The organism is Pseudomonas sp. SGAir0191, assembly GCF_002812565.2.
GTDB lineage: Bacteria > Pseudomonadota > Gammaproteobacteria > Pseudomonadales > Pseudomonadaceae > Aquipseudomonas > Aquipseudomonas parafulva_B.
In genome coordinates this window covers 4,799,308-4,823,443 of record NZ_CP025035.2, presented here as the reverse complement: position 1 = coordinate 4,823,443, position 24,136 = coordinate 4,799,308, and the positions used below count along the sequence as shown (strand labels likewise).

Below are 24,136 nucleotides of genomic sequence, written 5' to 3'. Positions count from 1 at the left end.
GCTAAGATTCGACTAAATCAGCCTGTTCTTGCATAGCTATGATCGATACAGGTCGATCTGGAGAATTGTTCATGCACGGTGCATTGGATGTCTACGACCGTCGTATCCTCGAGTTGCTACAAGAAGACGCTTCGCTGTCCAGCGCTCAGATCGCCGAACGCATTGGATTGTCACAATCGCCATGCTGGCGACGGATTCAACGGCTCAAAGAGGAGGGGGTGATTCGCGGGCAGGTCACCTTGCTGGACCGCAAGAAAATCGGGCTGAACACCCAGATATTCGCCGAAGTGAAATTGAATGCCCATGGCCGCTCGAATTTCACCGAGTTCACAGAGGCGATCCGCGGGTTTTCAGAGGTGCTCGAGTGCTACGTGCTGATGGGCTCGGTGGACTTCCTGCTGCGTATCGTCACCCCGGATATCGAGGCGTACGAACGGTTCTTCTTCGAAAAGCTCTCGAACGTGCCCGGTATTCAGGAGGTGAACTCGATCGTGGCCCTTTCGGAGATCAAGTCCACCACCAGCCTGCCGCTGTCGGGCTGAAGGCATCACGCTTTGAGCAGATGCTTCCAGCCACGGCTCTGATCGACGGCACGCGCCTGCTCGATGCGGGCTTCGAGCACCTCATCGCTGATCGGGTGCTCAGCCAGCTCGTGCAGTTTCTTCATGTCGCCGTACAGGCGGTCCATTTGTGGTGCATCCAGCACATGGCGGGCATGGTGCAACCAGGCCATCACTTGCTCGATGCGCGGCAGTTGCTCTGCCAGGTCTTCGGGGCGCTGGGTGTATAGCGACAACTTCAGAGCGCGGCCTTCCTCGGCAATCAGGTGTGCCAGCCAGCTTGCCAGAAGCGCCTTGCCCTGGCGCTCGCCACGGCCCTTGCGCTCGGCAGCCCAGGCACGCGACAGCAGCCAACGCGAGGTTTCCAGGGAGAACTGGCCCCAGCGAGGATCATCCAGCTCTTCTGCGAACTGCTCGGGCGCAGCGCGGCGGATGTCTTCGTCACCGTTGCCGGCTTGCACCAGTGGACGCCAGTCTTCGAGCAGGGCATCCAGGCGCGCGCGCAGGTCACGGGTGGCAGCGCGGGGGGCGGCCTGGCTCAGGCTGGCAGTGATGGCGCGCAGCTCGATGAGGTTCTGCACCCAGTCCTGTAGCGACCGCCAGTGGCCGCTGTGGCGGTATTGCTCGGCCAGGCGCTGGCTGTTGCCCAGCAGTTGCCACGCCAACGCAGCGTAGGCATCGTCCAAGGCCATGTCCGCTTCGAGGTCGGCGACGCTCAGATCCAGCTCGAAACGCTCGGGCTCCAGCAGACGGTAGCCGCGCTCAGCCTTGCTGATATCGCAGGGCATCAGCGCAACGCTTGCGGCCAGCTCGGCAGCCAGCTCCAGCAGCGCCGCAGGCTCACCTTCACGCAGCTCCAGTTCCAACTCGCAAATCGCTTCCTTGCGCTTGCCGGCAATCACGAAGCCCTGGTCCAGCGCAGCCTCGATCACCACCTTGGCCTTGCCACGGCCCCAGACGATGTCGGCGTATTCGCGGGTGAAGTCGGTGGTGAACAACGGCTTGATGGTCTTCTTGTCCAGGTCGGCCAGTTGCGCGGGCCAGCAGCTGTCATCCAGCTTCTTGAGGTCCAGCTTGACCTTGTCCAGTTGCCATTCGTGCTCGTTGCGCTCGGACAGGCCAGCCACGCTGGTGCCGCGACACTTGAGGGTCTGGATGACGGTATCGCCGTCACGGCGCAGGCGCAGGGCAACGCGTGCCTCGGCCAGCGCGCGCTCAGGCGTGTCGAAATACTGGTTCAGCAGTTCGCGGGTCTGCCAGCCAGACTTGTTGCGCTTTTTCAGCAGCGGGTGCTCGCGCAAGGCGGCGAGGGTCTCGGGGCTGACGCGCAGCTTGAGTTCGGTTTCTTTGGGCATTACAGGCTCGAAAGGGGGCGTGGTCGATGCAGAGTCTACAGCAGTAGGCCGTCAACGGTTTATTCCAGACGGCGGATGGTCCTATGATGGGCAATGCTTCCGAGGAGTACACGCATGCCGTTGCCGACGCTGAAAGACCAATTTGCCGCCTTGATCGCCGCGCCTTCGGTCAGTTGCACCCAGGCCTCGCTCGACCAGTCCAATCGTCAGGTCATCGACCTGCTGGCTACCTGGTTAGGTGATCTGGGTTTTTCCTGCGACATTCAGCAGGTGACCCCCGGCAAGTTCAACCTGCTGGCCAGCCGCGGCAGCGGCCCTGGCGGCCTGGTGCTGGCCGGCCACAGCGACACCGTGCCCTATGACGAGCAGCTCTGGAGCAGCGACCCCTTGAAGCTGACCGAAGTCGAGGGTCGCTGGGTGGGGCTCGGCAGTTGCGACATGAAGGGTTTTTTCGCACTGGTGATCGAGGCCGTCATTCCCTTGCTACAGCACGACTTCAAGCAGCCGCTGCTGATTCTGGCCACCTGCGACGAGGAAAGCTCGATGTCTGGCGCCCGTGCCCTGGCCGATGCTGGCCAGCCGCTGGGTCGCGCGGCGATCATCGGCGAGCCGACCGGGCTGCGGCCGATCCGCATGCACAAAGGCATCCTCATGGATCGGATCGACATCCTCGGGCGCAGTGGTCATTCCTCGGACCCAAGCCTGGGCCGCAGCGCCATGGATGCCATGCATGCGGTAATGGGCGAACTGATGGGCCTGCGCCAGCAATGGCAGAAGGTCTACAACAATCCACAATTCACGGTGCCTGCGCCGACCATGAACTTCGGTTGCATTCACGGTGGCGACAACCCCAACCGGATCTGCGGCCAGTGCGCGCTTGAGTTCGACCTGCGCCCATTGCCGGGCATGGACGTGGACCAGCTGCGCGCCGCCATCCGTGAAAAACTGGTTCCGGTGGCCGAGCGCCATGACGTGCGTATCGACTATGCGCCGCTGTTCCCCGAAGTACCGCCGTTCGAACAGGCGGCCGACAGTGAACTCGTCCAGGTGGCAGAGCGGCTCACCGGCCACCGCGCCGAAGCGGTGGCATTCGGCACCGAAGCACCTTATCTTCAGCAGCTTGGCTGCCAGACCATCGTGCTCGGCCCTGGTGACATCGCCTGCGCACACCAGCCTGGCGAATACCTGGATATGTCACGTATCGAGCCGACCGTGCGTCTATTGCGTGACCTGATCGGGCACTATTGCCTGCATTAAACGTCCACCCCTTTCATTCGTTTCTGCCTAGAGGAGACCGCGCGTGACCGCAAGCCTGTTCCGACGATGATCCTGAACGCCCCTGTAACGCCGTTCTCCGTCCACTTATCCACAGGCCCTGTCATGCACGATTACGTCAACTGGCTACGCCACGCTTCTCCTTACATTAACGCCCACCGCGACTGCACCTTTGTGGTGATGCTCCCCGGCGATGGGGTTGAACACCCCAACTTCGGCAATATCGTCCACGACCTGGTGCTGCTGCACAGCCTTGGGGTGCGTCTGGTCCTGGTGCACGGCTCTCGCCCCCAGATCGAGACCCGCCTGGCTGAACGTGGCTTGGCAGCGCACTACCACCACGGCTTGCGTATCACCGATGCCGCTACCCTGGATTGCGTGATCGACGCGGTAGGTGCGCTGCGCCTGGCTATCGAGGCGCGGTTGTCGATGGACATCGCCGCCTCGCCCATGCAGGGCTCGCGCCTGCGGGTGGCCTCCGGCAACCTGGTCACCGCGCGGCCGATCGGCGTGCTCGAAGGCGTGGATTTTCATCACACCGGCGAAGTGCGTCGGGTAGACCGCAAGGGCATCAGCCGCCTGCTCGACGAGCGCTCCATCGTGTTGCTCTCGCCGCTGGGCTATTCGCCAACCGGCGAGATCTTCAACCTTGCCTGCGAAGACGTAGCCACCCGTGCGGCCATCGAACTGGGTGCTGAGAAGTTGGTGCTGTTCGGCGCAGAACCTGGTCTGCTGGATGAGCATGGCCGCCTGGTGCGCGAATTGCGCCCCCAACAGGTTGCGCCGCACTTGCAGCGCCTGGGCAGCGACTACCAGGCCGAGCTGCTCGATGCCGCTGCCCAGGCGTGCAAGGGCGGCGTGGCACGCAGCCACATCGTCAGCTATGCCGAGGACGGCGCGCTGCTGACCGAACTGTTCACCCGGGGCGGTGGCGGTACGCTGGTGTCCCAGGAGCAGTTCGAGATCGTACGGGAGGCCACCATCGAAGACGTCGGCGGCCTGCTCGACCTGATCAGCCCGCTGGAAGAACAAGGCATCCTGGTGCGCCGTTCACGTGAAGTGCTGGAGCGGGAAATCGAGCAGTTCAGCGTGGTGGAGCGCGAAGGCATGATCATCGCGTGCGCAGCGCTGTATCCGATTGCAGAATCCGATGCGGGTGAGCTGGCATGCCTGGCGGTGAATCCGGAGTACCGCCATGGCGGGCGCGGGGATGAGCTGCTGGCGCGTATCGAAAGCCGGGCACGGGAGATGGGGTTGAGCACCTTGTTCGTGCTCACAACACGCACGGCGCACTGGTTCCGCGAACGCGGCTTCTCGCCCAGTGGTGTCGAGCGGTTGCCGGCGGCACGGGCTTCGCTATACAACTTCCAGCGCAATTCGAAAATCTTCGAAAAGCCGCTGGGCTGAGGCGCGCTGCGCTTGCGCGCCTGAAATGAAAACGCCGCCTGAATGGGCGGCGTTCTGGTTTACACGGTGTGCAGATACCAGTTGTACTCGAGGTCGGAGATCGAATGTTCGAACTCCTCCAGCTCGCTTTCCTTGCACGCGACGAAGATGTCGATGTACTTCGGATCGATATACTTGTTCAGGATTTCGCTGTCATCCAACTCGCGCAGCGCATCACGCAGGTTGTTCGGCAGGCTCTGTTCCAGCTGCTCGTACGAGTTGCCTTCGATAGGAGCCCCAGGCTCGACCTTGTTGGTCAGGCCATGGTGAACGCCGGCCAGCACGGCCGCCATCATCAGGTACGGGTTGGCATCGGCGCCAGCCACGCGGTGCTCAAGGCGCACAGCATCGGGCGAGCCGGTCGGTACGCGCAGCGCCACGGTGCGGTTGTCCAGGCCCCAGCTTGGCGCATTGGGCACGTAGAACTGCGCGCCAAAGCGGCGATAGGAGTTGACGTTCGGGCACAGGAACGCCATGGACGCAGGCAGGGTCTCGAGCACACCGCCGACAGCATGACGTAGCGCGGCGTTCTGCTCGGGATCCTCGCTGGTGAAGATGTTGTTGCCATCTTTGTCCAGCACGGAAATGTGTACATGCAGACCATTGCCTGCCTGCCCTGGGTAGGGCTTGGCCATGAAGGTGGTGTCCATTTCATGGTCGTAGGCGATGTTCTTGATCAGGCGCTTGAGCAGCACGGCGTAGTCGCACGCCTTGAGCGGGTCCGGCACATGGTGCAGGTTGACTTCGAACTGAGCCGGGGCGCTTTCCTTGACGATGGCATCGGCAGGAATACCCTGTTCCTTGGCCCCTTCGAGGATGTCCTGCAGGCAGTCGGCATACTCGTCCAGGTCATCGATCAGGTAGACCTGGGTCGATTGCGGACGCTTGCCAGAAATGGGCGAGCGCGGCGGCTGCGGACGGCCGTTCACGTTCTCCTGGTCGATCAGGTAGAACTCCAGCTCGAACGCGGCGCAGATGGTCAGGCCCATGTCGTCGAACTTGCTCACCACCTGGCGCAGCACTTCACGCGGGTCGGCGAAGAAAGGTTCGCCTTCGAGCTCGTGCATGGTCATCAGCAGCTGGGCAGTGGGGCGCTTTTGCCACGGCTCGTTGGAGAGGGTACCAGGGATCGGATAGCAGATGCGGTCTGCATCGCCGATGTCCAGGCCCAGCCCGGTGCTTTCGACGGTGGAGCCATTGATATCCAGTGCAAACAGGGAGGCCGGCAGGTTGATGCCTTTCTCGTAAACCTTGTGGAGGCTGGTGCGCTCTATGCGCTTGCCGCGCACCACACCATTCATATCTGCAATCAGAAGGTCAACGTAGAGAACCTCAGGATGTTCCTTAAGGAACGCGTTCGCTTCGTTAAGCTGAACGGCACGCGGGGGTACCGACATGATGCAACACCTTTGTTGTTAAAAATATCAATCAAGGGGGGCTTGCAGGACCAGTCAATCGAAAAGCCATACTGATGTCAAGCCAACCCCCTGATGCCCTGAAATGGCACATCTACGGCAGATTTGCTGCATATCGGGGCACGGCATTATCCGCTATTTTTCTGAAAAAGCGCTATCGCGAGCACTGCGTCGTTTATTTTTTACGCAGGTGTTGTGTAAAAAAATGAACGGCGCTAAGCTCCGATTCAACCCAAAACAGAATAATACGAGGGTCTCATGGTCCGCCTGCCGCGACCTGGAAGCGCTGCCAATGCAGTGCAGTCAGGCTGTTCAGTCATGTTTGCCAGGCCTGCCAACCGCGTGGGGGCAGTGCTCGCAATAATTGACGTCTGGCATGCCCAACCCCGCCTTCATGGCACCCCGTCTCTGCGCTTCGCTTCCTTCTGCCATTACAAATCGCCTCGGACACACGTGATTTCAGTGTATCCACCGTCCGCCTGCGCGGGGGTTTTGCTTTAGCCATCCACTGCATCCAGAATCAAGGCGCGGACCACCTTACCTCCTGAGGTATTTATGAGTAACAACCTCGACCAGCTCACCGATTGGTTGAAAGAGCACAAGATCACCGAAGTCGAATGCCTGATCAGCGACTTGACCGGCATCACGCGCGGCAAGATTTCGCCTACCAACAAGTTCATCGCCGAGAAAGGCATGCGCCTGCCCGAGAGCGTGCTGCTGCAGACCGTGACCGGCGACTATGTCGACGACGACATCTATTACGAGCTGCTGGACCCTGCAGACATCGACATGATCTGCCGGCCTGACGAGAATGCCGTGTTCCTGGTGCCATGGGCCATCGAGCCGACCGCGCAGGTCATCCACGATACCTACGACAAGAAGGGCAACCCCGTAGAGCTGTCGCCGCGCAATGTGCTCAAGAAGGTGCTCAAGCTCTACGCTGACAAGGGCTGGCAGCCCATCGTCGCGCCCGAGATGGAGTTCTACCTGACCAAGCGCAGCGAAGACCCTGACTTCCCGCTGCAACCGCCGGTGGGCCGTTCGGGGCGGCCCGAAACCGGGCGCCAGTCCTTCTCCATCGAAGCTGCGAACGAATTCGACCCGCTGTTCGAGGATGTCTATGACTGGTGCGAATTGCAGCAGTTGGACCTCGACACGCTGATCCACGAAGACGGCACGGCGCAGATGGAAATCAACTTCCGTCACGGCGATGCCCTGCACCTGGCCGACCAGATCCTGGTGTTCAAGCGCACCATGCGCGAAGCGGCGCTCAAGCACAACGTGGCAGCCACCTTCATGGCCAAGCCCATGACCGGCGAGCCTGGCAGCGCGATGCACCTGCACCAGAGCGTGGTCGACGTAACCACCGGCAAGAATATCTTCAGCAATGAAGACGGCAGCATGAGCACGCTGTTTCTGAACCACATTGGCGGCCTGCAGAAATTCATTCCCGAAGCGCTGCCGCTGTTCGCGCCGAACGTGAACTCGTTCCGCCGCTTCCTTCCGGATACCTCGGCACCGGTGAACGTGGAGTGGGGCGAGGAAAATCGTACGGTAGGCCTGCGCGTGCCTGACGCCGGCCCGCAAAGCCGGCGCGTCGAAAACCGCCTGCCGGGTGCGGATGCCAACCCGTACCTGGCCATCGCCGCGAGCCTGCTGTGTGGCTACATCGGCATGGTCGAAGGTATCGAGGCCAGCGCCCCGGTCCAAGGGCGGGGTTACGAGCGCCGCAACCTGCGCCTGCCGCTGACCATCGAGGACGCCCTGGAGCGCATGGAAAACAGCCGCGCCCTGGAGCAGTACCTGGGCAAGAAATTCATCGCCGGCTACGTGGCCACCAAGCGTGCCGAGCACGAGAACTTCAAGCGCGTCATCAGTTCCTGGGAGCGTGAATTCCTGCTGTTCGCAGTTTGATCAACCTCGGCCCCGCAGGCGCGCGGCCGTCCGTCAACGGAGAAGCACATGAGCCTGAACAACCCGCAAACCCGTGAATGGCAAGCCCTCAGTGGCGAGCATCACCTCGCGCCTTTCAGCGACTACAAGCAGCTCAAGGACAAGGGGCCGCGCATTATCACCAAGGCGCAGGGCGTGCATTTGTGGGACAGCGAGGGGCACAAGATTCTCGACGGCATGGCTGGCCTGTGGTGCGTGGCCGTGGGGTATGGGCGTGAGGAGCTGGTTCAGGCGGCAGAGCGACAGATGCGTGAGCTGCCCTACTACAACCTGTTCTTCCAGACCGCCCATCCTCCGGCGCTGGAGTTGGCCAAGGCGATCACCCAAGTGGCGCCCGAGGGCATGAGCCATGTGTTCTTCACCAGTTCAGGCTCTGAAGGCAACGACACGGTGCTGCGCATGGTTCGCCATTACTGGGCACTCAAGGGCAAACCGAGCAAGCAGACCCTGATCGGCCGGGTCAACGGTTATCACGGCTCCACCGTGGCCGGCGCCAGCCTGGGCGGCATGAGTGGCATGCACGAGCAAGGCGGCCTGCCCATCCCGGGCGTGGTGCACATCCCCCAGCCGTACTGGTATGGCGAGGGCGGTGACATGACACCGGAGGCGTTCGGGGTCTGGGCTGCGGAGCAACTGGAAAAGAAAATTCTCGAAGTCGGCGAGGACAACGTCGCAGCGTTCATCGCCGAGCCCATCCAGGGCGCAGGTGGCGTGATCATCCCGCCAGACACCTACTGGCCGAAGATCAAGGAAATTCTGGCCCGTTACGACATCCTCTTTGTGGCCGACGAAGTCATTTGCGGTTTCGGGCGAACAGGGCAGTGGTTCGGCTCGGATTTCTACGACCTCAAGCCCGACCTGATGACCATCGCCAAAGGCCTTACCTCCGGTTACATCCCCATGGGCGGTGTGATCGTGCGTGACAAGGTAGCCAAGGTGCTCAGTGAAGGCGGGGATTTCAATCACGGCTTCACCTATTCGGGGCATCCTGTGGCTGCCGCTGTGGGCCTGGAAAACCTGCGCATCCTGCGCGACGAACAAATCGTCGAGAAAGCGCGCACCGAAGCGGCACCGTATTTGCAAAAGCGTCTGCGTGAGTTGCAGGACCACCCGCTGGTGGGCGAGGTGCGCGGTGTTGGCCTGCTCGGCGCGATCGAGCTGGTCAAGGACAAGGCGACCCGCAGCCGTTTCGAAGGCAAGGGCGCTGGCATGATCTGCCGTAATTTCTGCTTCGACAATGGTCTGATCATGCGGGCTGTTGGCGACACGATGATCATCGCGCCACCTCTGGTCATCAGCCCGGCCGAGATCGACGAACTGGTGGAAAAGGCACGCAAATGCCTGGACCTGACGCTCGAAGCGATTCGCTGACAGCTAGCGATGTGACATTAAGTCGTTACAAGGGTCAGGTTTCCTTGAAACCGGGCCTTGTAACTTGCCAGACTAGCGGCTGCTTCAGTCGCCCACACGCGTGTACTGCGGGACCCGGCTTCTGAACGGATAGCTAATCGAACACTCTGGAGCATGACGCATGAAGAATATGGGCAAGACGTTGTTGGCCGCCGCGCTGATGGGCGCAGTGGTCGGGGCTGTACAGGCTGAAGACAAGGTACTGAACGTCTACAACTGGTCGGACTACATCGCTCCGGACACCATCGCCAAGTTCGAGAAAGAGTCGGGCATCAAGGTCAAGTACGACGTATTCGACAGCAACGAAACCCTGGAGGCCAAGTTGCTGGCCGGCAAGTCCGGCTATGACATCGTGGTGCCTTCCAACAACTTCCTGGCCAAGCAGATCAAGGCTGGCGTCTACCAGGAACTCGATCGCACCAAGCTGCCCAACTGGAAGAACCTCGACGAGGACCTGCTCAAGGCCGTGGGCGATGCCAGTGACCCGGGCAACAAATACGCCTTCCCCTACATGTGGGGCTCGATCGGCATCGGCTACAACCCCGAGAAGGTCAAGGCCGCGCTGGGCGTGGACAAGATCGACTCCTGGGACGTGGTCTTCAAGCCAGAGAACATCGCCAAGCTCAAGAGCTGTGGCGTGAGCTTCCTCGATGCCCCAACCGAAATGCTGCCAGCTGCCCTGCATTACCTGGGCCTGCCGACCAACAGCACCAAGAAGGAAGACCTCAAGGCTGCCGAGGACCTGTTCCTCAAGATCCGTCCTTCGATCACCTACTTCCATTCCTCCAAGTACATTGGCGACCTGGCCAACGGCAACATCTGCCTGGCAGTCGGCTACTCGGGTGACCTGGAACAGTCCAAGACCCGCGCCCACGAGGCGGGGGACAAGGTCAAGCTGGACTACGTGATTCCGAAAGAAGGCGCCGGCACCTTCTATGACATGGTTGCCATGCCCAAGGATGCCGAGCACAAGGAAGCGGCCTACAAGTTCATGGACTTCCTGATGCAGCCGCAAGTCATGGCCGAAATCACCAATGCCGTGCGCTTCCCCAACGGCAACAAGGCCGCGACCGCCTTCGTGGACAAGGACATCACCAGCGACCCAAGCATCTATCCGTCCGCTGAAGTGAAAAAGCAGCTGTACGCCATTGCCGCCCCTGAGGCAGCAGTGCAACGGGTGATTACCCGCAGCTGGACCAAGATCAAATCGGGCAAATAAGCCTGATGTAGCATTTTCGGACCGGGTATTCCCGGTCCGAAACCAGTGAAAGGCAATTGAACATTGCGGCATCGAAGCTGCGAAGGTAAGTTGCGCGCCGGTTTTGCGTGTGCGGCAGCATTGTCGCTACCCAGACACTGATTGTGAGGACCACCCACTTGTCCAATTCTGTATTACGCAAGGCCATGATGGCTGCAGCGAGCCTGACGCTGGCATGCAGCGTCCAAGCGGCGCCTACGGTGCATTTCTACAACTGGTCCGACTATATCGGCCCTGATACCCTCGCGGGCTTCGAGAAAGCCACGGGCATCAAGCCGGTGCAGGATGTCTTCGATTCCAACGAGACCCTGGAAGGTAAGCTGCTGGCCGGCAGGACCGGCTATGACGTGGTCGTGCCTTCCAACCATTTCCTGGGCAAGCAGATCAAGGCGGGCGCTTTCCAGAAGCTCGACAAGACACTGCTACCCAATTACGCGAACCTTGATCCTGCGCTGATGAAGCGTCTGGAGAAGAACGATCCGGGCAACCTGTATGCCGTGCCTTACCTGTGGGGCACCAATGGCATCGGGTATAACGTCGACAAGGTCAAGGAGGCGCTTGGCGTCGATACCATCGATTCCTGGGCGGTGCTGTTCGAACCCGAGAACATGAAGAAGTTGTCCAAGTGCGGTGTGGCCTTCCTCGACTCGGCGGACGAAATGCTACCGGCCGTCCTCAACTACATGGGCCTGGATCCCAACAGCACCAACCCCAAGGATTACGCCAAGGCCGAGCAGAAGCTGCTGGCGGTGCGCCCCTACGTGACCTACTTCCATTCGTCCAAGTACATCACCGACCTTGCCAACGGCAACATCTGTGTCGCGGCGGGTTTCTCGGGTGATGTGTTCCAGGCCAAGGCCCGCGCCGAAGAGGCGAAGAAGGGCGTGAACCTGGCTTATGCCATTCCCAAAGAAGGCGGCAACCTCTGGTTCGACGTGCTGGCGATCCCCAAGGACGCCAGGAACGTGGAGCAGGCGCATGCCTTGATCAACTATTTGCTGAAACCTGAGGTTATCGCCCAGGTCAGTGATTACGTCGGTTATGCCAACCCTAACTCGAAGGCTGGCGACCTGATGGACCAGGCCGTGAGGACTGACGCTGCGGTCTATCCACCGCAGGATGTGCTGAACAAGATGTTCGTGAACTCAGAGCTGCCGCCCAAGGTGCAGCGCCTGATGACCCGCAGCTGGACCAAGGTCAAGTCGGGCAAGTAATCCACCTCACCTGCGCGACCTGCCTGGCAGGCCGCGCGGGCACAAAAATCTTGTTGGGAGTTTCACTCATGGCAGTTGCCTCCGGCGCCTATAAGAAAGCCCTCGAGGGTGGCCAGCAACCCAAGCAGGTGCTGGTCAAGATCGACCGGGTCACGAAAAAATTCGACGAAACGGTAGCGGTGGACGATGTGTCCCTGGAAATCCGCAAGGGCGAAATCTTCGCCTTGCTCGGCGGTTCCGGCTCCGGTAAGTCGACCTTGCTGCGCATGCTGGCAGGCTTCGAACGCCCCACCGAAGGGCGCATCTTCCTGGACGGTGTGGACATCACCGACATGCCGCCCTACGAGCGGCCGATCAACATGATGTTCCAGTCCTACGCCCTGTTCCCGCACATGACCGTGGCGCAGAACATCGCCTTCGGCCTGCAGCAGGACCGCTTGCCCAAGGCCGAGGTCGACGCCCGCGTGGCCGAGATGCTCAAGCTGGTGCACATGACCCAGTACGCCAAGCGCAAACCGCATCAGCTCTCCGGTGGCCAGCGCCAGCGCGTGGCCTTGGCTCGCTCCCTGGCCAAGCGCCCCAAGCTGTTGCTGCTGGACGAGCCGATGGGCGCCCTGGACAAGAAGCTGCGTTCGCAGATGCAACTGGAGCTGGTGGAAATCATCGAGCGCGTCGGTGTGACCTGCGTGATGGTGACCCACGACCAGGAAGAGGCCATGACCATGGCCCAGCGCATCGCCATCATGCACCTGGGATGGATCGCTCAGATCGGCTCGCCGGTGGATATCTACGAAACCCCGACCAGCCGCTTGGTCTGCGAATTCATCGGCAACGTCAACCTGTTCGATGCCGAGGTGATCGACGATGCCGAAGGTCATGCCCTGATCGCCTCGCCTGAACTTGAGCGCAAGATCTACGTCGGGCATGGTGTTTCCACCTCCGTGGAAGACAAGCACATCACCTATGCGCTGCGCCCGGAAAAGATGCTGGTCACCACTGTCCAGCCTGACTTCGAGTACAACTGGTCGCGCGGCAAGATCCATGACATCGCCTACCTGGGCGGTCATTCGGTGTTCTACGTGAAGCTACCCAGCGGCAAGGTGGTGCAGTCGTTCGTCGCCAACGCCGAGCGCCAAGGCGCGCGCCCTACGTGGGACGATGAAGTCTACGTTTGGTGGGAAGACGATAGCGGCGTGGTACTGCGGTCATGAAGCTGCGCAAGCTCAAGCGAGCGTTCCGGCGCATCACCCCTGAGGGGCGGCACCTGGTGATCGGTGTCCCGTTCGTGTGGCTGTTCCTGTTCTTCATGCTGCCGTTCTTCATCGTCCTGAAGATCAGCTTTGCCGAAGCCGACGTGGCGATCCCGCCTTACACCGAGATCTACAGCTACGTCGAGGACAAGATCCAGTTGGTGCTCAACCTGGCCAACTACGGTTTGCTGACCGAGGACGAACTGTACATCTCGGCCTACCTGGGTTCGCTTAAGATGGCGTTCATCAGCACGCTGCTCTGCCTGCTGATCGGCTACCCGATGGCCTATGCCATCGCCAACGCCAAGAAGGAAACCCAGACCGTCCTGCTGCTGCTGATCATGATGCCGACCTGGACCGCGATCCTGATTCGCGTGTATGCCTGGATGGGCATTCTCAGCAACAACGGGTTGCTCAACGGCTTTCTGATGTGGACCGGGCTGATCGACCAGCCGCTGCAGATCCTGAACACCAACCTGGCGGTGTATATCGGCGTGGTCTATTCCTACCTGCCGTTCATGATCCTGCCCTTGTTCGCCAACCTGGTGAAGCATGACCCAAGCCTGCTCGAAGCGGCATCCGACCTGGGCTCGAGCACCTTCAACAGTTTCTGGAAAATCACCGTGCCGCTGTCGAAAAACGGCATCATCGCCGGTTGTATGCTGGTATTCATCCCCGTGGTGGGCGAGTTCGTGATCCCCGAGCTGCTCGGCGGTCCGGAAACCCTGATGATCGGCAAGGTGTTGTGGCAGGAGTTCTTCAACAACCGTGACTGGCCGGTCGCCTCCGCGCTGGCGGTGGTGATGCTGGCGATCCTGATCGTGCCGATTCTGCTGTTCAACCGCAGCCAGGCCAAGGAAATGGAGGGCAGGGCATGAAGCGCTTCGGTTTTTCCAAGCTGATGCTGGTGTTCGGCTTGCTGTTCATTTACCTGCCGATGGTGATTCTGGTCATCTACTCGTTCAACGCCTCCAAGTTGGTGACGGTGTGGGGCGGGTGGTCGGTGAAGTGGTACGTCGGCCTGCTGGACAACACCCAGCTGATCGGCTCGGTGATGCGCTCGCTGGAAATTGCCTGCTACACGGCGGTAGCAGCGGTTGCGTTGGGCACCATGGCCGCTTTCGTGCTGACCCGTGTCACCCGCTTCCGCGGGCGCACCTTGTTCGGCGGCCTGGTCACTGCGCCGCTGGTGATGCCTGAAGTCATCACCGGTCTGTCGCTGTTGCTGCTGTTCGTGGCCATGGCGCAATTGATCGGTTGGCCGCAGGAGCGTGGCGTGGTCACCATCTGGATCGCCCACACCACCTTCTGTGCCGCCTATGTGGCGGTTGTCGTGTCGGCGCGGTTGCGTGAACTGGACCTGTCGATCGAGGAAGCGGCCATGGACCTGGGAGCCAAGCCGTGGAAGGTGTTCTTCCTGATCACCATCCCCATGATTGCGCCATCGCTGGCGGCCGGCGGCATGATGTCGTTCGCGCTGTCGCTCGATGACCTGGTGCTTGCAAGCTTCGTGTCCGGGCCAGGGTCGACCACGCTGCCCATGGAAGTGTTCTCGGCGGTGCGCCTGGGCGTGAAGCCCGAGATCAACGCCGTGGCCAGCCTGATTCTGCTGTCCGTTTCGCTGGTCACGTTCTTCGTCTGGTACTTCAGCCGCCGTGCCGAAGAACGCCGGCGCAAGGCCATCCAACAGGCCATCGAAGAGGGTGCGGCGGCCAACGCCTCGCAGCCGCAGGTACGACGCCCGGCGCCGGTAGCGCCTATCTGAGCGAGGCGTAGCTGCTCGCTTGAAAACGAGCAGCTACGCCCGAGGCAGTGCGACCGCTCTGACAAAGGCTAATGCGTCAGACGGCAGTATCGTGACCTTCAGTGTCTGGGGTACTTGCGGAGTTGAAGGCTCGCTCATACCTGCCCTGACGAAGCCCCCCAGGAGCTTGGAGTTGTCAGGACCTCCGCCGTCTACAGTAAGAATTATGGAACCCCCGCCTACTTGGCGAATCGCATGCATGAATCTTTTGCGCGCAAGAAAGGAGCCTCCATGACGTTGTCGCGTGTGCTGCTGGTCACCGGCTTGGGGGTGCTGGGCTTGCTCACCGGCTGCAGCAAGAGTGAGCCCGCAGAAACCCTGCCTCGCGTGGGGGTGCAGACTGTCCAATCTGCTGATTTCTCTGCCAGGGTGACCCTGACCGGTGATATCCAGGCGCGTGTGCAAACCGACCTTTCTTTCCGTGTAGGCGGCAAGATCATCGCGCGCGCGGTGGATGTGGGCGATCACGTCAAGGCCAAGCAAGTGCTGGCGCGGCTTGACCCCAAGGACCTGCAGAACAACGTCGCCTCGGCCAAGGCCGAGGTGTTCGCCGCCCAGGCGCGAGTCACCCAGACCCAAGCCGCCTTCGTCCGCCAGCAGAAACTGCTGCCCAAGGGCTATACCAGCCAAAGCGAATACGATGCTGCCCAGGCCTCGTTGCGCAGTAACCAGAGCGCGTTGAAGGCCGCACAGGCTCAGCTGGCGAACGCCAACGAGCAGTTGAGCTATACCGCGCTGGTATCAGAGGCCGATGGTGTGATCACCGAGCGCCAGGCCGAGGTAGGCCAAGTGGTGCAAGCGACCATGCCGATCTTCAGCCTGGCCCGGGATGGCGAGCGTGATGCGGTGTTCAACGTCTATGAGTCCCTGTTGGCAGGCACCCCGAGCGATGCCAGCGTGGTGGTCAGCCTGCTGGACGATCCCAAGGTACAAGCCCGTGGGGCGGTGAGGGAAATCACGCCCACCGTCTCGGCCCAGAGCGGTACGGTACAGGTCAAGGTCGGTCTGCAGGACGTTCCGCCTGCCATGCAGTTGGGTGCGCCCGTCACCGTGACCACGCAGGGGCGGGGCAAGCCGAGTGTCGAGCTGCCTTGGTCGGCACTGACCAAAGGCCTGAAGAAACCCGCCGTATGGATCGTGGGTGAGGGCGACAAGGTGCAGTTGCGGGAAGTCGAAGTGAGCCGCTACCTGACCGGCACCGTGGTCATCGGCAAGGGCCTCGACGGTGGCGAAGTCGTCGTGGTAACCGGCGGGCAGCTGCTGCACCCCGGCATGAAAGTTGAAAAAGTCCCCGCCAAAGCGCCGGAGAGCCCGCTATGAAGCCTTGGCTGACACTGATATGTGCCGGTGTGTTGCTTGTCGGGTGCGGCAAGCAAGAGCAGCCGCCAGAGCCGGTTCGCCCCGTGCTGTCGGTAGTGGTGCAACCTCAGTTGCAGGCCCGCCTGGGCCGCTTTGCAGGCGTAATCGAAGCGCGTTACGAAAGTACCCTGGGCTTTCGCGTAGGCGGTCGCATAGCACGCCGTTGGCTGGACGTCGGTGCCCAGGTCAAAGCGGGCGATACGCTGGCCACGCTGGATCCGACCGACCAGCAAAACCAGCTGCGTGCAGCTGAAGGCGACTTGGCCAGGGTGCAGGCGCAGTGGATCAACGCGCAGTCCGACGCCCGCCGGCAACAACAGTTGTACGACCGCGGCGTTGGTGCTCAGGCGCAGCTGGACATCGCCCAGACCAACCTGAAAACAGCCGGCGCCACGTTGGAGCAGGCCAGGTCCTCAGTCAGTCAGGCCCGTGATCAGCTCGGCTACACCACACTTCGCAGCGATCATGCGGCGGTGGTTACCGCTTGGCAGGCCGAGGCGGGGCAAACCGTCACCGCTGGGCAGGCGGTGGTCAAGCTGGCCAGGCCAGACGTGAAGGAAGCCGTGATCGACCTGCCCATTGGCATTGCCGAGCAGTTGGCCCCGGACCTGACCTTCACCGTTGCCTCGCAGCTCAACCCTGCCGTCAACACCACCGCCACCTTGCGCGAGCTCGAGCCCAAGGCCGATGCCACCACCCGCACCCGCCGTGCGCGGCTGACCTTGGCCAGCACTCCTGAAACGTTCCATCTGGGGACTGCCGTCAGCGTCACCCTCAGCTCGCAGGTTTCTCCGCGCAGCGAGCTGCCGGCCAGCGCCCTGCTCGAGCGCGATGGCAAGACCCAGGTGTGGGTCGTCGACCCTCAACAGAAAACCGTCGCTTTGCGCGACGTGACCCTGATCGACCGAAACGAAGACCGCATCGTCGTCTCATCAGGCGTACAGCCTGGGGAGCGGGTGGTGATCGCCGGCGTCAATAGCCTCAAGCCTGGCCAGCAGGTCACCTTCGACGAGGATGCGCAATGAAAGGAAGCTTCAACCTGTCCGAATGGGCGCTCAAGCATCAGTCGTTCGTGTGGTACCTGATGTTCGTCGGCCTGCTCATGGGCATCTTTTCGTACTTCAACCTCGGTCGCGAAGAAGACCCGTCCTTCACCATCAAGACCATGGTGATCCAGACCCGCTGGCCTGGCGCTACCCAGGAGGAGACGCTGCTGCAGGTCACCGACCGGATCGAGAAGAAGCTCGAGGAGCTCGATTCGCTCGACTACACCAAGAGCTATACCCGGCCGGGTGAATCAACGGTGTTCGTCTACCTGCGCGACACCACCAAGGCAGACGACATACCGCAGATCTGGTACCAGGTACGCAAGAAGATCCAGGACATTCGCGGCGATTTTCCCGAGGGCTTGCAGGGCCCTGGCTTCAACGATGAATTCGGCGACGTATTCGGTTCCATCTACGCGTTCACCGCCGACGGGCTGAGCCTGCGTCAGTTGCGTGATTATGTGGAGCGGGCGCGGGCCGAGGTCCGTGAAGTGCCCAATATCGGCAAGATCGAAATGGTCGGTATCCAGGACGAAGTGCTCTACCTGAACTTCTCCACCCGCAAGCTCGCCGCGTTGGGTATCGACCAGCGTCAGGTGATGCAGGCTTTGCAGACGCAGAACAGCGTGACGCCAGCGGGCGTGATCGAGGCCGGGCCGGAGCGTATCTCCGTACGGACCAGCGGGCAGTTCGCCTCGGAAAAGGACCTTGAGAACGTCAACCTGCGCATCAACAACCGCTTCTACCGCCTGGCAGATGTTGCTCAGGTCGAGCGCGGCTATGCCGATCCGCCTGCGCCAATGTTCCGCTACAACGGCAAGACGGCCCTGGGCCTTGCCATCGGCATGCAGAAGGGCGGCAACATTCAGGAGTTTGGCAAGGCCCTGAAGCAGACCATGCAGCGCATTACCAATGAGCTTCCGGTAGGCGTCGATGTGCACACGGTGTCCAACCAGGCCACAGTGGTGGAGAAGGCCGTCGGTGGCTTCACCAGCGCGCTGTTCGAGGCGGTGATCATCGTACTGGCCGTCAGCTTCGTCAGCCTTGGCGTACGTGCAGGCCTGGTGGTGGCGTGCTCGATCCCGCTGGTGCTGGCCATGGTGTTCGTGTTCATGGAGTACAGCGGCATCACCATGCAACGCATCTCGCTGGGTGCGTTGATCATTGCACTGGGGCTGCTGGTCGATGACGCCATGATCACGGTGGAGGTCATGGTCACACGCCTTGAGATGGGCGAGAGCAAGCAGGACGCCGCGACGTTCGCCTATACCTCCACGGCCTTTCCCATGCTCACCGGTACGCTGGTGACCGTGGCCGGTTTCGTGCCGATCGGCCTGAACGCCAGTTCGGCCGGCGAATACACCTTTACGCTGTTCGCAGTCATTGCCGTGGCGCTGTTGGTGTCGTGGGTGGTCGCCGTGTTCTTCGCCCCCGTGCTGGGTGTGCACATTCTCAACGCCCGGAAGGTGAAGTCCCATGATGACAAGCCGGGCAGGGTGGCCCGGGCGTTCGAACAGGGTTTGTTGTGGAGCATGCGTCACCGCTGGCTGACCATCATCGGCACCGTGGTGCTGTTCGCCCTGGCCGTGTTCTGCATGCGCTTCGTGCAGAACCAGTTCTTCCCTGCATCGGACCGTCCGGAAATCCTGGTCGATCTGAACCTGCCACAGAATGCGTCGATCCAGGAAACCCGCAAGGTGGTCGACCAGCTGGAGGCAACGCTCAAGGACGACGAGAGCATCGACCACTGGAGCACTTACATCGGCCAGGGTGCGGTGCGCTTCTACCTGCCACTGGACCAGCAGTTGCAGAACCCCTACTACGCGCAGTTGGTCATCGTGAGCAAAGGCCTGGAGGAGCGCGGTGAACTCATCGCCCGCCTGCAGAAGCGCCTGCGCGAGGATTTTGTGGGTATCGGCTCGAACGTCCAGTCGCTGGAAATGGGGCCTCCGGTGGGGCGGCCGATCCAGTACCGGGTCAGCGGCAAGGACATCGACCAGGTGCGCAAGCATGCCATCGAGCTGGCGACGCTGCTGGACAAGAACCCCAACATCGGCGAAATGATCTACGACTGGAACGAGCCGGGCAAAGTGCTGCGCATCGATATCGCCCAGGACAAGGCCCGTCAGCTGGGGTTGTCGTCGGAAGACGTAGCCAATGTGATGAACAGCATCGTCACCGGCGTACCCGTCACCCAAGTCAACGACGATATCTATCTGATCGATGTGGTGGCCCGCGCCGTGGACAGCGAGCGGGGCTCCCCCGACACGCTGCAAAACCTGCAGATCCTAACGCCCAATGGCACCTCGATCCCGCTGCTGGCGTTTGCCACCGTGCGCTACGAACAGGAGCAGCCCCTGGTCTGGCGCCGCGATCGCAAGCCGACGATCACGCTCAAGGCCTCGGTCAACGGCGATATCCAACCCACGGACCTGGTGGCCCAGCTCAAGCCGGATATCGACAAATTCGCTAGCCAGTTGCCCACCGGCTATGAGATTGCAACCGGCGGTACGGTGGAGGAGAGCGGCAAGGCCCAGGGGCCCATCGCCAAGGTGATCCCGCTGATGCTGTTCCTCATGGCCACGTTCCTGATGATCCAATTGCACAGTGTGAAGAAGCTGTTCCTGGTGATCAGCGTGGCGCCACTGGGGCTCATCGGCGTGGTGTTGGCGCTGGTGCCGACCGGCACGCCAATGGGCTTCGTGGCGATTCTGGGTATTTTGGCGCTGGCCGGCATCATCATTCGCAACTCGGTGATTCTGGTGACCCAAATCGATGAGTTCGAAGCCCAGGGATACTCGCCTTGGGACGCCGTGGTCGAGGCGACCAACCATCGTCGCCGGCCGATTCTGCTGACTGCTGCCGCCGCCAGCCTGGGCATGATCCCGATTGCCCGCGAGGTGTTCTGGGGCCCGATGGCCTACGCCATGATCGGCGGCATCATCGTGGCGACCTTGCTCACGCTGCTGTTCTTGCCGGCGCTGTATGTAGCTTCCTACAAGATTCGGGAGCCTCGTCAGGAAGGTTGAGGCGCGATACGCGTCGCTTGCCAGCTGGGCCGCAAAGCGGCCCCGATATTGCGCGCTACGAAGCTGAAACCCTGGGGCTGCTGCGCAGCCCATCGCGGCGCAAGGCCGCTCCCACACGGGGGGGCGCTGGACCCTAGATGCGGTGAAAGGCAGTTGCTCCCGCAATCGCACTACTTCAGCCATCCCACGCTCACGGTAGGAGCGGCCTAGTGCCGCGATGGGCTGCGCAGCAGCCCCAGAGATGCTGGCCCTTAGATGCGGTGAAAGATAGTTGCTCCTACCTTGACCGTGTGATGACTGAATTACCGTGCCTGGGGGCCATGCCGAAGCAACTGCCTTGCACCGCCCCTGGAAGGCTAGCCGATTCCCCATGTGTGCGGCCTCGCCGGTCTGGCGACCCGGAGAGGTCGCTCCTTGTATCTACAATGGGGACCTGCACCCGCAGCTGTAGGCTTTGGCAGGTCGCTGCCGTGAGCCACGATCCCGAGGCCAGCGACTCTCCGTGTCATAGCCCGCTTTCAGGCGAGGGGTTGCTAGACGCGAGTACGCCATTGAGCGCGTGCGCAGCGCTAATGAATCCATGCAGAAAGGACATCAAATAATCTTAAAAAGGTTATATAAAAATTCTTAAATAGTATTTTTAAGAATAATTCGCCCCCACTACTATTGCCCTCACGCCAGGCGCAAACCCTCATTCAAACCTCTGCCCGGCAATCTCACTCCAAGGAGAACGAGCATGAGTGCATCGCTGCGCAGTATCGACGGTCAGGACGAAGCCACCATCTTGCGTGAGATCCAGAGCGCGCTGCGCGATCTGCGCTTTGGCGCCGTGGAAATCACCGTGCACAACGCCCAGGTGGTTCAGATCGAGCGCAAGGAGAAGTTCCGCCTGCAGCAGCCTGGCAACAAGCCCAGCTGAACACGCCCCACCTTCCAGAACTAAAAAAATGCCATCGGGAGCTTCACCATGTCCATCCGCCGTTATGCGCTTGCCGCTCTGGCCAGTGCTGTTTTTGCCGGTTCCGCCATCGCCAAGGATTACGAACTGCTGAACGTGTCCTACGACCCGACCCGCGAGCTGTATCAGCAATACAACGCCGAGTTCATCAAGCACTGGCAGCAGGCCCATCCGGGCGACAAGGTGAAGATCCAGCAGTCCCATGGCGGCTCGGGCAAACAGGGCCGTGCGGTGATTGACGGTCTGCGCGCCGACGTGGTGACCCTGGCCTTGGCCGGGGACATCGACGAAATCGCCAAGCTCGGCAAGACCCTGCCGGAAAACTGGCAGACTCGCCTGCCGGACGCCAGCACCCCCTACACCTCGACCATCGTATTCCTGGTACGCAAAGGCAACCCCAAGGGCATCAAGGACTGGGGCGACCTGATCAAGAAGGACGTCTCGGTCATTACCCCAAACCCCAAGACTTCCGGGGGCGCGCGCTGGAACTTCCTCGCCGCCTGGGCCTATGGCCTGAAAACCGGCGGTAGCGAGGACAAGGCAAAAGCCTACGTGCAGGAGCTGTTCAAGCACGTGCCAGTACTGGACACCGGCGCCCGCGGCTCGACCATCACCTTCGTCAACAACGGTCAGGGCGATGTGCTGCTGGCCTGGGAAAACGAAGCCTTCCTGGCATTGAAGGAAGACGGTGGGGCTGACAAGTTCGACATCGTCGTGCCATCGCTGTCGATTCTGGCCGAGCCACCTGTGGCGGTGGTCGACAAGAATGCCGAGAAAAAGGGCAACACCGAAATCGCTACCGAGTACCTGAAACACCTCTACAGCCCGGCCGGACAGAAGATCGCTGCCGAGAACTTCTACCGCCCGCGAGATGAAAAGGTGGCGGCTGAATTTGGCAAGCAGTTCCCCAAGCTAGACCTGGTGACCATCGACAAGGACTTCGGTGGCTGGAAGACCGCACAGCCAAAATTCTTCAATGATGGCGGTGTGTTCGACCAGATCTATCAGGCACAGTAAGGACCAAGGAATAACCCGAAATTCGGACGCCTATCACGGCCCGGGATGGTTCCCGGGCCACGTGCATTCAACCAGGGATCTCTATGTCACGTCGCATTTCCCCCGTCATACCCGGCTTCGGGCTGACGCTGGGATACACCTTGGTGTACCTCAGCCTGATTGTGCTGATACCGCTGGCGGCCATGTTCATCCATGCCTCACAGCTGACCTTCGAACAGTTCTGGACCATCATCAGCGCTCCGCGGGTCATCGCCGCGTTGAAGCTGAGCTTTGGCACCGCCCTGTTTGCCGCGATCATCAATGGTGTGATCGGGACGCTGCTGGCCTGGGTACTGGTGCGCTACACCTTCCCCGGACGCAAGATCATCGACGCGATGATCGATTTGCCCTTCGCCCTTCCAACGGCAGTGGCCGGCATTGCGCTCACTGCGCTGTACGCGCCGGCGGGCTGGGTCGGCCAGTTCGCGACCGACCTGGGCTTCAAGATCGCCTATACCCCTCTGGGCATTACCCTGGCATTGACGTTCGTCACCCTGCCGTTCGTGGTGCGCACGGTGCAGCCAGTGCTGGCAGACATCCCACGCGAGGTCGAAGAAGCCGCTGCCTGCCTGGGCGCCAGACCGCTGCAGGTGTTTCGCCATGTGCTGGCCCCGGCCCTGCTGCCGGCCTGGCTCACCGGCTTTGCCCTGGCGTTCGCCCGTGGGGTGGGTGAATACGGATCGGTCATTTTCATCGCCGGCAACATGCCGATGAAAACCGAGATCCTGCCCTTGCTGATCATGGTCAAGCTTGACCAGTACGACTACACCGGCGCTACCGCCATCGGCGTGTTGATGCTGGTGGTTTCCTTCATCCTGCTGCTGCTGATCAACTTGTTGCAGCGCCGCATCGAAACCCCTTGAAGGAGGTCGGCATGTCCAGTTCTTCCCTGAATGCAACCGCCGCCGCCAACGCCGCCCGTCGCGGCAGCGCCACATCGCGGCGGCTGCTTATCGGCCTTGGCTGGCTGGTGTTTGCACTGTTTCTGCTGTTGCCGCTGGTCATCGTGGTTTCCCAGGCCCTGAAGAATGGGTTCGGCACCTTCTTCGAAGCCATCTTCGAACCCGACGCGTTGTCGGCCCTGAAGCTCACCCTGCTTGCCGTTGCCATTTCGGTGCCGCTGAACCTGGTGTTCGGCGTCAGCGCGGCATGGTGCGTGAGCAAGTACAACTTCCGCGGCAAAAGTATTCTGGTCACCCTGATCGACCTGCCGTTTTCAGTGTCGCCCGTGATCGCCGGCCTGGTCTACGTGCTCATGTTCGGCGCCCAGGGCCTGTTTGGGCCGTGGCTGCAGGATCACGACATCCAGATTGTCTTCGCCCTGCCGGGCATCGTCCTGGCCACCATCTTCGTGACGGTGCCGTTCGTGGCCCGCGAGCTGATTCCGCTGATGCAGGAGCAAGGCACCCAGGAAGAAGAAGCCGCCCGGCTGCTTGGTGCCAATGGCTGGCAGATGTTCTGGCATGTGACGCTGCCCAACATCAAGTGGGGCCTGATCTATGGCGTGGTGTTGTGCACGGCACGGGCGATGGGGGAGTTTGGCGCAGTGTCGGTCGTTTCCGGGCATATTCGCGGTGTGACCAATACCTTGCCGCTGCATGTGGAAATTCTCTACAACGAGTACAACCACGTGGCGGCCTTCAGCGTGGCCAGCCTGTTGCTGATCCTGGCGCTCTTCATCCTGCTGCTCAAGCAGTGGAGCGAGAACCGTATTAACCGTCTGCGCCATAGCGCTGCGGAGGAATGAT

At 61.2% G+C, this 24,136-nt stretch carries 19 protein-coding genes; 17 read left to right on the top strand and 2 right to left on the bottom strand.

Annotated elements, in window-relative coordinates; translation table 11 throughout:
* Positions 1 to 71: 71 nt before the first annotated feature.
* Complete coding sequence (locus CWR53_RS21680; protein WP_058602836.1) at positions 72 to 542, top strand: Lrp/AsnC family transcriptional regulator; 471 nt, start codon at positions 72 to 74, stop codon at positions 540 to 542.
* A gap of 5 nt (positions 543 to 547) precedes the next feature.
* Here the strand turns inward: CWR53_RS21680 and CWR53_RS21675 are convergent, their stop codons facing one another.
* On the bottom strand, positions 548 to 1,915 hold the full coding sequence (locus tag CWR53_RS21675) for a CYTH domain-containing protein (protein WP_100852467.1): 1,368 nt from the start codon (positions 1,913 to 1,915) through the stop codon (positions 548 to 550).
* A 114-nt stretch (positions 1,916 to 2,029) separates the two neighbouring features.
* Between CWR53_RS21675 and argE the strand changes: the two genes are divergently transcribed.
* Together argE and argA are read left to right on the top strand one after the other, a co-directional pair.
* On the top strand, positions 2,030 to 3,172 hold the full coding sequence (argE, locus tag CWR53_RS21670) for an acetylornithine deacetylase (RefSeq protein WP_058602838.1): 1,143 nt from the start codon (positions 2,030 to 2,032) through the stop codon (positions 3,170 to 3,172).
* A gap of 123 nt (positions 3,173 to 3,295) precedes the next feature.
* Positions 3,296 to 4,597: an amino-acid N-acetyltransferase gene (gene argA, locus CWR53_RS21665; RefSeq protein ID WP_058602839.1), complete on the top strand. Its 1,302-nt coding sequence runs from the start codon at positions 3,296 to 3,298 to the stop codon at positions 4,595 to 4,597.
* Positions 4,598 to 4,656: 59 nt separating this feature from the next.
* On the opposite strand, the gene CWR53_RS21660 is transcribed toward argA, so the two are convergent.
* The gene (locus CWR53_RS21660; RefSeq protein ID WP_100852466.1) at positions 4,657 to 6,033 is read right to left on the bottom strand and encodes a glutamine synthetase family protein; all 1,377 of its coding nucleotides are present in this window, start codon (positions 6,031 to 6,033) and stop codon (positions 4,657 to 4,659) included.
* Between the two features lie 573 nt (positions 6,034 to 6,606).
* Here CWR53_RS21660 and CWR53_RS21650 point away from each other — a divergent pair.
* The 14 genes from CWR53_RS21650 (at position 6,607) to cysW (ending at position 24,135) form a co-directional block, all read left to right on the top strand.
* Positions 6,607 to 7,965 (top strand): glutamine synthetase family protein, encoded by a 1,359-nt coding sequence (locus CWR53_RS21650; RefSeq protein WP_058602841.1) that lies wholly within the window; start codon positions 6,607 to 6,609, stop codon positions 7,963 to 7,965.
* A gap of 48 nt (positions 7,966 to 8,013) precedes the next feature.
* The gene (locus CWR53_RS21645; RefSeq protein ID WP_058602842.1) at positions 8,014 to 9,375 is read left to right on the top strand and encodes an aspartate aminotransferase family protein; all 1,362 of its coding nucleotides are present in this window, start codon (positions 8,014 to 8,016) and stop codon (positions 9,373 to 9,375) included.
* Between the two features lie 160 nt (positions 9,376 to 9,535).
* Complete coding sequence (locus tag CWR53_RS21640) at positions 9,536 to 10,633, top strand: polyamine ABC transporter substrate-binding protein (protein WP_058602843.1); 1,098 nt, start codon at positions 9,536 to 9,538, stop codon at positions 10,631 to 10,633.
* Positions 10,634 to 10,791: 158 nt separating this feature from the next.
* Entirely contained in the window at positions 10,792 to 11,886 is a 1,095-nt protein-coding gene (locus CWR53_RS21635; RefSeq protein ID WP_100852465.1) for a polyamine ABC transporter substrate-binding protein, read from the top strand.
* A gap of 68 nt (positions 11,887 to 11,954) precedes the next feature.
* Positions 11,955 to 13,097 carry a polyamine ABC transporter ATP-binding protein gene (gene potA, locus CWR53_RS21630; protein ID WP_058602845.1) on the top strand — a complete coding sequence of 381 codons (1,143 nt, stop codon included), beginning with the start codon at positions 11,955 to 11,957 and terminating at the stop codon, positions 13,095 to 13,097.
* Positions 13,094 to 14,014 (top strand): ABC transporter permease subunit, encoded by a 921-nt coding sequence (locus CWR53_RS21625; protein ID WP_027913442.1) that lies wholly within the window; start codon positions 13,094 to 13,096, stop codon positions 14,012 to 14,014. Before potA ends, CWR53_RS21625 begins: the two co-directional genes overlap by 4 nt.
* Positions 14,011 to 14,901: an ABC transporter permease subunit gene (locus CWR53_RS21620; protein WP_023532426.1), complete on the top strand. Its 891-nt coding sequence runs from the start codon at positions 14,011 to 14,013 to the stop codon at positions 14,899 to 14,901. The genes CWR53_RS21625 and CWR53_RS21620 overlap by 4 nt, the downstream gene beginning before the upstream one ends.
* A gap of 270 nt (positions 14,902 to 15,171) precedes the next feature.
* Entirely contained in the window at positions 15,172 to 16,260 is a 1,089-nt protein-coding gene (locus CWR53_RS21615; protein WP_100852464.1) for an efflux RND transporter periplasmic adaptor subunit, read from the top strand.
* Positions 16,257 to 17,324 (top strand): efflux RND transporter periplasmic adaptor subunit, encoded by a 1,068-nt coding sequence (locus CWR53_RS21610; RefSeq protein WP_100852463.1) that lies wholly within the window; start codon positions 16,257 to 16,259, stop codon positions 17,322 to 17,324. Before CWR53_RS21615 ends, CWR53_RS21610 begins: the two co-directional genes overlap by 4 nt.
* Positions 17,321 to 20,374, top strand: a complete 3,054-nt coding sequence (locus CWR53_RS21605) for an efflux RND transporter permease subunit (RefSeq protein WP_100852462.1) — start codon at positions 17,321 to 17,323, stop codon at positions 20,372 to 20,374. Before CWR53_RS21610 ends, CWR53_RS21605 begins: the two co-directional genes overlap by 4 nt.
* Before the next feature lie 736 nt (positions 20,375 to 21,110).
* A complete protein-coding gene (gene oscA, locus CWR53_RS21600; RefSeq protein WP_012274726.1) occupies positions 21,111 to 21,293 on the top strand; it encodes a sulfur starvation response protein OscA in 183 nt (60 codons plus the stop codon).
* A gap of 48 nt (positions 21,294 to 21,341) precedes the next feature.
* The gene (locus tag CWR53_RS21595; RefSeq protein WP_100852461.1) at positions 21,342 to 22,349 is read left to right on the top strand and encodes a sulfate ABC transporter substrate-binding protein; all 1,008 of its coding nucleotides are present in this window, start codon (positions 21,342 to 21,344) and stop codon (positions 22,347 to 22,349) included.
* A gap of 83 nt (positions 22,350 to 22,432) precedes the next feature.
* On the top strand, positions 22,433 to 23,251 hold the full coding sequence (gene cysT / locus CWR53_RS21590) for a sulfate ABC transporter permease subunit CysT (RefSeq protein WP_058602851.1): 819 nt from the start codon (positions 22,433 to 22,435) through the stop codon (positions 23,249 to 23,251).
* 11 nt (positions 23,252 to 23,262) lie between these two features.
* Positions 23,263 to 24,135 carry a sulfate ABC transporter permease subunit CysW gene (cysW, locus tag CWR53_RS21585; RefSeq protein WP_058602852.1) on the top strand — a complete coding sequence of 291 codons (873 nt, stop codon included), beginning with the start codon at positions 23,263 to 23,265 and terminating at the stop codon, positions 24,133 to 24,135.
* The last annotated feature ends 1 nt before the right edge of the window (position 24,136 follow it).